The sequence below is a fragment of the Alphaproteobacteria bacterium genome (assembly GCA_018667735.1).
Taxonomy (GTDB): domain Bacteria; phylum Pseudomonadota; class Alphaproteobacteria; order Rickettsiales; family JABIRX01; genus JABIRX01.
The window spans coordinates 1-12,835 of sequence record JABIRX010000008.1 but is presented as its reverse complement, the minus strand read 5'-3'; the positions used below and the strand labels follow the sequence as shown (position 1 = coordinate 12,835).

The 12,835-nt window shown below is 30.3% G+C and carries 14 protein-coding genes; all 14 read left to right on the top strand.

Annotation, left to right across the window (positions count from 1 at the left end; all coding sequences use genetic code 11):
- The first annotated feature begins 79 nt into the window (after positions 1 to 79).
- The 14 genes from rpsB to lpxI are packed head-to-tail and all read left to right on the top strand — an operon-like array spanning position 80 to position 12,701.
- A complete protein-coding gene (gene rpsB, locus HOH73_00775) occupies positions 80 to 904 on the top strand; it encodes a 30S ribosomal protein S2 (GenBank protein ID MBT5827405.1) in 825 nt (274 codons plus the stop codon).
- A gap of 28 nt (positions 905 to 932) precedes the next feature.
- Positions 933 to 1,844, top strand: coding sequence for an elongation factor Ts (locus HOH73_00770; GenBank protein ID MBT5827404.1), 912 nt, complete (start codon positions 933 to 935; stop codon positions 1,842 to 1,844).
- Positions 1,845 to 2,576, top strand: coding sequence for a UMP kinase (locus tag HOH73_00765; GenBank protein MBT5827403.1), 732 nt, complete (start codon positions 1,845 to 1,847; stop codon positions 2,574 to 2,576).
- Positions 2,569 to 3,123, top strand: a complete 555-nt coding sequence (gene frr / locus HOH73_00760) for a ribosome recycling factor (GenBank protein ID MBT5827402.1) — start codon at positions 2,569 to 2,571, stop codon at positions 3,121 to 3,123. The genes HOH73_00765 and frr overlap by 8 nt, the downstream gene beginning before the upstream one ends.
- A 1-nt stretch (position 3,124) precedes the next feature.
- On the top strand, positions 3,125 to 3,838 hold the full coding sequence (locus HOH73_00755; GenBank protein MBT5827401.1) for an isoprenyl transferase: 714 nt from the start codon (positions 3,125 to 3,127) through the stop codon (positions 3,836 to 3,838).
- A gap of 8 nt (positions 3,839 to 3,846) precedes the next feature.
- A complete protein-coding gene (locus HOH73_00750) occupies positions 3,847 to 4,518 on the top strand; it encodes a CDP-archaeol synthase (protein MBT5827400.1) in 672 nt (223 codons plus the stop codon).
- A gap of 2 nt (positions 4,519 to 4,520) precedes the next feature.
- Positions 4,521 to 5,687: a 1-deoxy-D-xylulose-5-phosphate reductoisomerase gene (locus HOH73_00745; GenBank protein ID MBT5827399.1), complete on the top strand. Its 1,167-nt coding sequence runs from the start codon at positions 4,521 to 4,523 to the stop codon at positions 5,685 to 5,687.
- Between the two features lie 3 nt (positions 5,688 to 5,690).
- Complete coding sequence (gene rseP, locus HOH73_00740; GenBank protein ID MBT5827398.1) at positions 5,691 to 6,812, top strand: RIP metalloprotease RseP; 1,122 nt, start codon at positions 5,691 to 5,693, stop codon at positions 6,810 to 6,812.
- A gap of 25 nt (positions 6,813 to 6,837) precedes the next feature.
- Positions 6,838 to 9,063, top strand: a complete 2,226-nt coding sequence (bamA, locus tag HOH73_00735) for an outer membrane protein assembly factor BamA (GenBank protein ID MBT5827397.1) — start codon at positions 6,838 to 6,840, stop codon at positions 9,061 to 9,063.
- A complete protein-coding gene (locus HOH73_00730) occupies positions 9,063 to 9,593 on the top strand; it encodes an OmpH family outer membrane protein (protein ID MBT5827396.1) in 531 nt (176 codons plus the stop codon). The genes bamA and HOH73_00730 overlap by 1 nt, the downstream gene beginning before the upstream one ends.
- Complete coding sequence (gene lpxD, locus HOH73_00725) at positions 9,583 to 10,617, top strand: UDP-3-O-(3-hydroxymyristoyl)glucosamine N-acyltransferase (protein ID MBT5827395.1); 1,035 nt, start codon at positions 9,583 to 9,585, stop codon at positions 10,615 to 10,617. Before HOH73_00730 ends, lpxD begins: the two co-directional genes overlap by 11 nt.
- Positions 10,610 to 11,062: a 3-hydroxyacyl-ACP dehydratase FabZ gene (gene fabZ / locus HOH73_00720; protein ID MBT5827394.1), complete on the top strand. Its 453-nt coding sequence runs from the start codon at positions 10,610 to 10,612 to the stop codon at positions 11,060 to 11,062. The genes lpxD and fabZ overlap by 8 nt, the downstream gene beginning before the upstream one ends.
- Positions 11,052 to 11,867 (top strand): acyl-ACP--UDP-N-acetylglucosamine O-acyltransferase, encoded by an 816-nt coding sequence (gene lpxA, locus HOH73_00715; GenBank protein MBT5827393.1) that lies wholly within the window; start codon positions 11,052 to 11,054, stop codon positions 11,865 to 11,867. Before fabZ ends, lpxA begins: the two co-directional genes overlap by 11 nt.
- Positions 11,868 to 11,873: 6 nt before the next feature.
- A complete protein-coding gene (gene lpxI / locus HOH73_00710) occupies positions 11,874 to 12,701 on the top strand; it encodes a UDP-2,3-diacylglucosamine diphosphatase LpxI (GenBank protein ID MBT5827392.1) in 828 nt (275 codons plus the stop codon).
- The last annotated feature ends 134 nt before the right edge of the window (positions 12,702 to 12,835 follow it).

Below are 12,835 nucleotides of genomic sequence, written 5' to 3'. Positions count from 1 at the left end.
ATTTACAGATAGATTCATTCCTGTAATTAGTGATTATTTAATGTTTCTATCGGTGTTTAACTAATTAACAGGTATTATTATGTCTAAAATTCCAAACTTTACAATAAGAGAAATGCTAGAAGCTGGTGTTCATTTCGGTCACAAGAAAAATAGGTGGAACCCGCAAATGTCACAATTTATATATGGATCTAAAGGTGATCTTCATATAATAGATCTAAGCAAAACATATGTGATGTTAAATAAGGCCCTCGAAGTTATTTCAAATGTGGCTAGTAATAATGGTAAAATCTTATTTGTAGGAACTAAAAAACAGTCAGCGGCGACTATTGCGAATTATGCAACAAAATGTAAACAGCATTATGTTAACCATAGATGGTTGGGTGGAATGTTAACCAACTGGTCTACTGTATCAAATTCAATAAAAACTTTAAAAAATACGGAAGCTGAATTAGGTAGCGAAGATTCTGAGTTAACTAAGAAAGAGAAGTTGTTTTTAAGCAGAAAAAACAATAAGTTAGAAAGATCATTGGGCGGTATTAGAGATTTAGTTGGAAAGCCAGCTTTAGTAGTAATATTTGATACTAACAAAGAGTCTATAGCGGTTAAAGAGTCTAGTAAGTTAGGTATTCCTGTAGTTGCAATAGTAGATACTAATTCTTCATTGGAGGATATCAATTACCCTATTCCAGGAAATGATGATTCTGCAAAAGCCACTTCATTCTTTTGTAACTTAATTGCTGAAACTGTTATTAAATCTGCAGCTCCTGTGCAAAAAGAGGTGCAAAAACAAGTGGAAAAAGTAGTTAATGAGAAAGTTGCGGGCAGTAAAGTTGCTGAGCAGATCGAAAATTCTTCCTCTGAAAAAAAAGCTGAAGAAGTAAAATCAGCAGAAAAAAATAATTAAATTTAAATAATATAGATTCGAGGTCAAAATGGTAGACGCAAAACAAGTGAAGCAGTTAAGAGAGCAAACTGGAGCTGGCATGATGGATTGTAAAAAAGCATTAGCAGAATGTTCTGGTAATATTTCTGACGCCGCAGATTGGCTGAGGAAAAAAGGTATTGCAGCAGCAGCTAAAAAAGGTTCTAGAGTTGCGGCAGAGGGTTTGATTGCGTTAAGAGTAAATGACAATAAAGCTTTTATAGCTGAAATTAATTCAGAAACAGATTTTGTTGCAAAAAATGATTCTTTTAAAGAATTATCTTCATCTGTATTAGATGCAATATCAATAAGTGAAACAAACGAAGTTTCAGAATTGATCATTAATGGTAAACCTAGTAATGAAGCTTTAACTAATGCAATAAGTGTTATTGGTGAAAATATCCAATTAAGAAGATTTGCGAGAGTAAGCGAAGATTCTGGATTTGTAGGTAGTTACTTACATGGTGCAGTTTCAGATGCATTAGGTAGAATTGGAGTGCTTGTCTCTATTTCTTGTGATAAAATTAGTGAGGAAGCTAAATTATTAGGTAAGCAAATTGCAATGCATGTTGCTGCAAATAAACCTGTTGCCGCTAATCAAGAAGAAGTTCCTGCTGAGTTGGTTGCAAAAGAAAGAGAGATTTTTTCAGATCAAGCAAAAGCTTCGGGTAAGCCAGAAAGCATAATAGAAAAAATGGTTGAAGGTCGAGTAAGAAAATATTACCAAGAAGTCGTATTGGTTGAACAAGCCTTTGTTTTAGATGGTAAGACTCCAATAAAAGAAGTTATTGCGGAATTTGAGAAATCTAATGACTGTAATTTTAAAATTAATAGTTTTACTCGTTATGAAGTTGGTGAAGGTATAGAAAAATCAGCAGGTGACTTTGCAGACGAAGTACAATCAATTGTAGCAAATTCATAGATGTTTGACATTTCTAAGTGCAAAAGAGTATTGATTAAAATCTCAGGCGAAGCATTGATGGGTGATCTCGAATATGGTCACTGTAACAATGTTATAAATAAGATTTGTGCTGATATTACAGAGGTACACAAAGATAATGTAGAAATTTCTTTGGTAGTTGGTGGCGGAAATATCTTTAGGGGTATGTCAGCAAATGCCATAGGAATGGAAAGAGCTAATGCTGATTACATGGGTATGCTTGCAACTGTTATAAACGCTATTGCATTGCAAAATGCCCTAGAGAAGCTAAATGTAGAAACTAGAATTTTGTCCGCTATTCCTATGACAGCGATTTGTGAGCCTTACATAAGAAGAAGAGCTGTAAGGCATATGGAAAAAGGTAGAATAGTGATTTTTGCAGCTGGTACTGGTAATCCTTTCTTTACTACAGATACAGCAGCAGCATTAAGAGCTGTAGAGATGGGTTGTGATTGCTTAATGAAAGCGACGCAAGTTGATGGAGTTTATGATGCTGATCCAAAAACCAATAAACAAGCTAAAAGATATAATCATATTTCATATTCTGATATTTTATCTAATGAGCTAAAAGTAATGGATGCATCAGCCATATCACTAGCAAAGGAAAATAAATTACCTGTTTTGGTTTACTCGATAAAGAGTGAAAGAGAGTTGCAAAATATTTTCTCTGGAAAAGGTTCTTACACATTAATAGATGGGGCAAAAAATGACTGATTTTAAAAAAAATCTCAAACAAAAAATTGATAATAGCTTGAACTCATTTAGGCATAATCTATCTTCTATTAGAGCTGGTAGAGCTAGTGCATCATTTTTAGATCAAATTAAAGTTGATGTATATGGCAGTTTTATGCCAATTAACCAAATAGCTAATGTTAATGTTCAAGATTCATCCATGCTAAATGTGCAAGTGTGGGATAGAAATAATGTTGCAGCTGTAGAAAAAGCGATTCGCATCTCTGATCTTGGTTTGAACCCATCAGCGGAAGGAGATTCAATTAGAGTTCCTATTCCAAAATTAAGTGAAGAAAGAAGGCTTGAATTGGTTAAAATATGTGCTAACTACACTGAGCAGTCTAAAATATCTGTTAGAAACATACGCCGTGATATCTTAGATGGGCTTAAAAAAGAGCAAAAAAATTCAGAGATCTCAGAAGATGAATTGAAATCATATAGTAATGATGTGCAAAAAATAGTAGATGAGTCAGTGAAATCAATAGACGCATTATTTCTAGATAAAAAAGAAGAAATTTTATCTGTGTAAAATGCAAGATAATGTGGCATCAGACTTATTGCCTAATCATATTGCAATTATAATGGATGGCAACAGAAGATGGAGTAAAGTAAATTCCCTTGATATAAATAATGGCCATCACGCAGGTGCAAAGAATCTTAAAAATATTATTTTTGAATGTAGTAAAATAGGTGTTAATTATTTGACTGTTTATGCATTTTCAACTGAAAATTGGAACCGAAGCCAAACAGAAATAAGCGATTTGATCTCATTATTTTATTATTTTTTATCCCAAGATATTAATGAACTAATCAATGAAAATGTAAAATTAAATATTATTGGAGATCTTAGTAAGTTTCCAGATGATATGAGAGATAAAATTAACGAACTAATTCTTAAAACAAATAATTCTACCGGTTTAACCTTAAATGTAGCTTTAAACTATGGCTCTAGAGAAGAAATAACAAATGCTGTTAAGTTGATAGCAGAAGATTACAAGTCGCAAGAATTATCAGAGATAACTTCAAATACAATAGAGAAATATTTATATACGAAAGATATACCAGACCCTGATTTACTCATAAGGACTAGTGGTGAATATCGTTTGAGTAATTTTCTATTATGGCAATTAGCATATTCTGAATTTTATTTTTCAGAAAAATTATGGCCTGACTTTGATAAAAAAGAGTTACATTTTGCATTAAAAGATTATGCTTTGAGGGAAAGAAGGTTTGGAGCAGGTTAAAATATATTATGCAAGTTAATTCAGTTTTAAAAAAACGCATCATTTCAGCGTTAGTTCTTATACCTACTACCTTATTTTTAATTATAAAGGGAGGAATATTCTTTAATTTGTTATTAGTAGTTATTGCTTTGCTTCTAATGTCAGAATTTATCAATATACTGCTTAAAACCGATAACATTGATCTGCTACCCAAATATAGCCCCTATTTAGTTTTATATTGTGCCTTGCCCATTGCTTCATTTATATCACTTAGAGCTTTGCCCTCAGGTATTGAGATAATAATTTATTTATGTCTTTTAGTATGGCTAACAGACATAGCTGCATATTTTGTAGGTAAATCTATAGGTGGTCCTAAATTAGCACCTAAGATTAGTCCTAATAAAACAATATCAGGGGCCTTGGGAGCTTTGTTAATAGTTTCTGTATTTTCATTTGCTGCTTATTTTTTTACTAATAAAACTATTTCTTTATATAGCTTTGTTATTATTGCCATTTTTATATCAGTTTTTTCTCAGATTGGCGATTTAGTAGAGTCGTATTTTAAAAGAAAATTTGGTGTTAAAGACTCTGGTAATTTAATACCAGGACATGGTGGTTTATTTGACCGTTTAGACGGTTTGTTAATTGCAGCTATAGTTGGTTATTTGGTCTTTGGGGTTTTTAACCAAAATCTTTTTTAATTATGACTATTTCAGTATTTAAAAAAAGAAAAGTAGCTATTTTTGGTTCAACTGGCTCTATAGGCGCCTCCACTTTAAAAATTATTTCTGCAAATGAAAGTAAGTTTATAGCATATATTTTAACTGCAAATAACAACTATAAGAAGCTTATCAAGCAAGCTAGAAAATATAAGCCGGAATATATATGTATTGTTAACGAGTTACATTATGCAGATGTAAAAGATGCCTTAGCCGATATGCCAATAAAAATTTTTGCTGGAGAAAATGGCTTAAATGAATTAGCGGAATTAGAGACAGATATTGTAATATCTGCAATAATGGGCTTAGCAGGCTTATCCCCTACTTTGCATGCGATAAAAAATACAGAAATACTAGCTTTAGCTAATAAAGAGTCTTTAGTGTGTGCGAGTAACTTCATCCTAGATGAATGTGCAAAATATAATACTAAATTAGTACCTTTAGATTCAGAACATAATAGTATTTATCAGCTATTAGAGAATGAAGCAGACGAATCTGCTATTAATAAGATAACCATTACAGCATCTGGTGGTCCTTTTTTAAATTGGGATATTAGTAAATTCGCGAATATTACTTTAAGCGATGCTTTAAAACATCCTAACTGGGTTATGGGTAAGAAAATTACGGTAGATTCTGCAACAATGGTAAATAAAGCTTTAGAAATTATTGAGGCTAACTATTTGTTTCCTCAGTTTAAAAATAAGATAGAAGTTGTGGTTCACCCAGAATCAATAATTCACGCTCTAATTAGCTTTAGAGATGGCAGCATAAAATCACTCTTAGCAGCTCATGATATGAGAGTTCCAATTTCTCATGCCTTATCATATCCAGATAGGTTAGAGCAAAGCGAAATATGCCTTAATATTTCAGAGTTAGGTTCGTTAAATTTCTTAAAGCCAGATTTAATTAAGTTTCGAGTATTAAAATTAGTTGAATTTATATTAGCTGAAGGTAAAGCCTTGCCTATAATATTTAATGCTGCTAATGAAGTTATGGTAGATAAATTTTTAAAAGAAGAGATATTATTTACTGATATAGTAAATAATATTGAGATAATTTTAGATAAATTTAAAAATATACAAGTTGAAAATTTGGAGCATTTATATGCAATAGATGCTGAAGCAAGAAATAGAGCAAATAATTTAAGGTAGATCATGGTATTAATAGAATATGTATTTTCATTCATTATTATTTTATCATTAATAGTTTTTGTGCATGAATTTGGACATTACATAGTAGCAAAGAAATTTGGCGTAAAAATAGATGAATTTTCCATAGGTTTTGGTAAAGAGTTATTTTCTTTAAATGACAAATCTGGGACTAAGTGGAAATTATGCTTAATACCTCTGGGTGGTTATGTTAAAATGTATGGAGATCGCAATGCCGCTAGTGTTCCAGGTGAAAAAAATGATCTACTGACAAATAAGCAGCAGGCTTTCATTTTTAAACCTTTATATCAAAAATTTTTAATTGTACTTGCAGGTCCAGTTTTTAATTATTTATTAGCAATAATTATTCTATTTTTTCTATTTTTTAAATACGGAGTTTCTACATCTAGCAACATAATTTCAGAAGTAGTTGTTAATTCACCTGCTGCATCAGCTGGAGTGATGTCTGGAGATCAAATAATAGAGATTTCAGGAGTGCAAATAGACAATTTTCAGGATATACAAAAAATTGTACAAATAAGCCCTAAAATTAACTTGGATTTCAAGATATTAAGAGATGGTGAAAGGTTAAATCTAGCTGTAATGCCTGAAAAAAATATTACTGAAGATTTCCTTGGTAATAAAATAGAAACGGGTTTGATAGGAATTAAATCTTCTGAAGTTATTTACAAAGAAGCAAATATTTTTAATGCTGCTATATTATCGTTAAATGAAGTTTGGGATATGAGTGTTTTATCAGTAACAGTTGTAAAGCAACTAATATTAGGGCAAAGAGATTTAAGTGACTTAGCTGGACCAGTTAAAATTGCAAAATATTCGGGTCAAGTTACTGAAAAGTCTTTGACAAAAGATGAAAATGGTAATAGGAATTTTTATCTAATATTTTGGTTTATAGCAATTATTTCAATAAATTTAGGCTTTGCAAATTTGTTGCCTATTCCTGTTCTAGACGGTGGTCATTTAGTGTTATATATTATACAAGCCATTAGGGGGAAGGAGCTGTCTGCAAAAGTTCAGGAAATTATTTTCAAAACTGGCTTTGCATTACTAATTTTGTTATTTATTATGGTTACTATTAATGATGTTCAATTCATCTTTGGGGGTTAGTAATTTATTACTTTAAGAACATTATATGAAATATTACATTTTATTCCTTACATTTTTATTAAGTTTAAACTCATCACTAGCCGAGTATGATATAAATATTATTGGTAATAACAGAATTGAAAGTGATACAATCAAATCTTACTTCTATAATGATAAGTCAACAGCAGATCAACTTAATAAGACGCTAAAGGATCTGTATAATACTAATTTGTTTTCAGATATAATAATAAGAGATAATGATAGTTATTTAGAAGTTGAGGTGAAAGAAAATTCAGTAATAAATAAAATAGAGTTTATTGGTAACAAGGCTTTAAAAGAGGATGTGTTAAAGCAAGAAATGTCATTGTCGGAACGAGAAGTATACACTAAAGCTACTCTTATTAAAGATATTGTAAGATTATCAGAAATATATAAAAGAAGTGGAAGAGTAAAGGTAGAAATAGAACCTAAGGTAGAATTGTTAGATAATAATAGATTAAATTTAATTATTAAAGTTAATGAAAATAAGAAAAGCACAATCTCTAAAATAATCTTTACAAATAATAAGAAGTTTTTGTCTAGAAAACTTAAAAAAGTAATTTCAAGTAAAGAAAAAAAATGGTATCGCTCTTCTTCAAGCTTTTATGATCCTGATCGTGTTAATTTTGATGAGCAAACTCTGAGAAGATTCTATCTAAATAACGGTTATGCAGAATTTAACATTTTGGAATCAAAAGCGGAATATTTAGATAATTTAAATGTTTTTATTTTAAATTTTCTTTTAGCTGAAGGCGATATTTATAATTTTTCTAATTTTACATTTGAAAACCAGTATGACAACTTAAATGAAATAGATCTTTACAGTTTAGTGAAAGTTAAAACAGGAGAAAAATTTTCTTTAGATAAGATAGAAGAATCAGTAGATGCTATTTTAGAGTTTCTAAGTAATAAAGGATTTGCCTTTTCTGATGTGGATTTTGAAATAAATAACAATAAATTAAGCCTTACTTCTGATATTAAATTTATAATTAAAAAAAATAGAAAGATTTATATCAGAAATATAAAAATTTCGGGTAATGACAGAACAGAAGACAAAGTTATAAGAAAAGAATTAAGGTTTTTAGAAGGTGACTCTTTCAACAATACCAGAATACAAAGGTCAAAACAGAGGTTAAGCAATTTAGGCTTTTTTAGTAAAGTACAAATAAAAAAAACAGCAATAGAAGGAACTAATCAAATAGATATAGAGTTCATAGTTGAAGAAAAACCAACTGGTGAATTAAACTTTGGCTTTGGCTATTCTACTACTGAAAAATTCCTAGGTAACATTACAATTAAAGAAAGAAATTTATATGGTAAGGCTCATCAAGTCTCAACCTCCATACAAAAATCATCAAGAAGTAATGATATAGATTTTTCATATGTTTTACCAGATTTTCAAGATAGAGGTTTCTCACTTGGGGTAGATTTCTTTAATTTGCAAACAGACTATACAGAAAGTTTGTCCGAAATAAAAACACAAGGTTCTTCCCTTAAAATATTTTATGAAATTACAGAATATTTATCCCAATCCTTAAGTTATACTCTTAAAAGTGACAATGTATCTAATGTAAATAGCTCTGCCTCCATTTATATAAAAGAACAAGTAGGGAAAAACATTTATTCTGGTGTATCTGAGTCTCTTTTTTATGATAAAAGAAATAACAAGGTAAACCCAACCAAAGGGTATTATTTGAAATCTACAGTTACCTTGGCAGGTGTAGGTGGAGATACACAATTTGTTAAATTAGAGCAAGGGGGAGTTTCTTATAAACCAATATATAAAAATAAAGTAATCTTTAAGTCATTAATAAAGTCCGGAATAATTAGTGGTTACAGCGATCATGATATTAAAATTAATAATCGCTTTTTCTTAGGAGGCTCTTCCTTTAGGGGCTTTGAAACTTCAGGCATAGGTCCAAGAGATAGCGATGGGGCCTCACTTGGAGGTAAATATTTTATCAAATCCACATTGGAAATAATTTTTCCACTTGGTCTACCCGAAGAGCTAGGCTTTAAAGGTAGCATATTTTCTGATATAGGAACATTGACAGCTATTGATAATGATAGTAATGATATATCAGATAACGCATCCCTTAGACTATCTACTGGAGTCGGTATTGCATGGGAGTCCCCTCTTGGTCCGATTAGGTTCGACTATGCAAAAGCTCAAATAAAAGAAGATTATGATGAGTTGGAAACTTTTAGAATAAATTTTGGTACAAGGTTTTAATGTTAAAAAAATACATCTCTATAATTTTTTTCGTTTTTATATCCTCATCTTGTTTTGCAGCATCTAACATTGCAATTCTGGATATTGAAGGAGTATTGGCAAAATCATTAGCGGCAAAAAATGCAGCAGAGCAAATCAAGAAAAAAATGGAAGCTTATCAGATTGAAATTAACGCAAAAAGTAACGAGCTTAAAAGAGAGCAAAATGATTTAGTTAAGCAAAGTCAAATTCTAACGCAGGAAGTTCTGCAAGCTAAGCAGAAAAGCTTTGTAGCTAAAATTGATAATTTAGAAAAAGAAGTGGAAGCAAAGAAAAAAGAGTTAGATCAATTATATGTTTCAGCTATTTCCGAGATAGAAAAAAACATAAAAATAATTATTGCTGATATTAGTGTAAAACAAAATTTTAATATCATATTAGCTAGAAATGAAATTATTTATGCACATGAGGTACATGATTTGACCGAGCAAGTAGTTGAAGCTTTAAATAAAAAAATAACCAAAGTTGAACTTTCTATTGATGATAAATAAAAGCTTTTACAACAAAAAAATAGAGCTAATAAGCTTAGAGGAAATAGCCAATAAATATGAGATCAAATTAATTGGTAGAGATAATAATATTGCTAATATCAATAATATTGTAAATGCTAAAGAAGGTGAGCTTACCTTTGTAACTAATCTCAATTATTTGCAAAATTTAGAAACCACAAAAGCTACTGCATGTATAATTAGTCAAGAATATCTAGAAAAAGCATTAGCATTAAATGAGAATATAAGTTATTTGGTATCAAATGAAGCGTATAACTTATTGGGAAAAATATTAAAATTATTTTATATCGAAAAAAATAGTCAAATTGGTATTAGCGCAACTGCACATATAGCAGAATCTGCTACAATAGGAAATAATGTAAATATTGGGCATAATAGCTATATCGCTGAGAATGTTAAAATTGGTGATAATGTAACAATATTTCCTTCCAGTTATATTGGAGATGGCGTTGAAATTGATGATAATAGTGTAATAGGTGCTAACTCTTCTATTTGCTTTACTTATATTGGAAAAAATGTTGAAATTTTAGGTGGTTGTCAAATTGGCCAGGATGGCTTTGGTTATGCTAAAGATGGCAATAAATTTAGTAAGATCATTCAATTAGGTACAGTTACAATAGAAGATAATGTTTCGATTGGCGCAAATGTTTGTATTGATCGTGGTAGTTTAGAAAATACTATTATAGGTGCAGGCACAAAAATTGATAATTTAGTGCAAATAGCACATAATGTACAAATAGGTAAAAATTGTCTTATTGCTGCCCAAACTGGAATTGCAGGTAGCACTAAACTAGGTGACTATGTAGTATTTGGAGGGCAAGTTGGAGTTGCTGGACATTTACATATAGGTTCTTTTAACAGATTTGCAGCGCAATCTGGTGTTACAAAAAATATAGCACAAAATTCAGGTGATTTATATGGTATGCCTGCTCAAGCAAAAAAAGATTGGCAAAAAGAACAAATAGCAATTAGAAAATTAACAAAAGAATATTTTAAAAATGACTAAAGAGATTTTACTAGAAGAGATATTAACTCTAATACCACATAGATACCCATTATTATTAGTTGATAGAGTAGTTGACTACACAGAAAATAAATCAGCTACAGGAGTAAAAAATGTAACCTTTAATGAGCCTCATTTTACAGGTCATTTTCCAGATAAACCAATTATGCCAGGTGTTTTAATTGTTGAAGCTTTAGCGCAAACTTCAGCTATAATGGTATCTAAATCTAACTCAGATAAAGGTGACAAGTTGGTTTATTTTATGTCTATTGATAATGTGAAATTTAGAAAACCTGTTGTACCGGGTGATCAACTAATTTTGAAAGTTGAAACTATACAAAATCGTGGTCAGGTTTGGAAATTTAAAGGAGAAGCTTTTGTTAATGAAAAAATAGTCGCAGAAGCATCTTTTGCAGCAATGATTGTGGATAAAAAAGATGGTAAATAATATACATAAATCTGCAATTATAGATGACAATGTAGTAATTGGCGAAAATGTGACTATTGGCCCATATTGCTATATCACAGGAAATGTAGAAATTGGGAATAATAATATTTTGAAATCTCATGTGGTTATTTCTGGTAATACTAAGATAGCAAATAACAATGTGTTTCATTCTTTTTCAAACATAGGAGATGCACCGCAAGATTTAAAATTTTCTGGTGAAGATAGCTATTTAGAAATTGGTAGTTCTAATGTTTTTAGAGAGAATGTTACAATACATAGCGGCACTGCTGTCGGTAATAAATATCATAATATTCATAATTTAACCAAAATAGGTGATGAGTGTTTATTTATGGTTGGTAGTCATGTAGCACATGATTGTGTGGTAGAAAATAAAGTTATAATGGCAAATAACGCCACATTAGCTGGTCATGTTTCTGTAGGTCATAATGTTATCATAGGAGGATTATCTGCTGTTTTGCAATTTGTTAGAATTGGTGACTTTGCTATTATTGGTGGTATGTCTGGAATTGACAATGATGTGTTGCCATATGCTCTAGTTACAGGTGACAGAGCTTTTATTGCTGGTTTAAATCTTATAGGTTTAAAGAGAAATGGTTTTGATAAAAACAGAATTTCGACGATTAAATCTGCGTATAACTTTCTTTTTGAGGATAGTAGTTATAATCTTAAAGAAAAAGTTAATATGCTAAAAGAGCAGAATGCAGATAATGAAAGCATTAAGTTGTTAGTTGATTTTATTAGTAATTCTGGTCAAAAAGCCTTATTGAAACCGAGGAGCAAGTAGTTTTTTATGAAAGTAATAGGAGTTGTTGCAGGGAATGGTAAGCTTCCCATGATGATTTATGATTATTGTCAAAAAAATAAAATAAAATGTTTCTTTGTTTTTATAGATAAGATTCCTGAATTTAATATATCTAAAGAGTTTTACATTAATTGCTCTATTGGTAAAGCTGGTAAGCTTTTGTCATTTTTTAAAAAAAATAAAGTCACACATATATTATTAGCAGGTGGAGTTAAAAAACCAAATTTTTCAACTTTGAAAATAGATTTCAAGGGTTTTTTGCTTATATCAAAAATATTAAAAAATAGGTTGTTGGGAGATAACATCTTACTTAGTAATGTAATTAATTATATAGAAAAGCACAAATTTAAAGTTATAGCTACAGATGAATTATTGCCTAATATGCACTTACAGGAAGGAATTAATAATAAAATAAAAGCTTATAAAAGCCTAGACAATGATATTAAGTTAGGAGTTGAGGTAATAAAAAACTTATCATTTTTTGACATTGGGCAGTCATTAATTATTCAAAATGGAAGAGTAATTGCGCTTGAGGCGGCAGAAGGCACTGATGAAATGATCAAAAGATCTAAGCCATATATTGAACAAACTAATAAGCACCCTGCTCTATTAGTAAAATTATGTAAAAAGAACCAAGATAGAAGAGCAGATTTACCTACTATTGGCATAGAGACTATCAATAATATGTATAAATCTAATATTCAAATTTTAGTAACCGATGTTAATAATAGCTTAGTAATTGATAAGAAAGAGTTTTTAAGTCTTGCAGATAAAAGGAATATTTTAATTTATGGCGTAATTCCCGATTATGAATAAATATGATCAAGTTATTTTCCATTTTTCGGAATGGAAAAATTTAGATTTAAAGTTAATTACTGCAGTATTTATTTTATTTGCCATTGGAATTCTAACTTTGTTTTCAGCTAATAGTGGTGACTTTAATCCTTGGG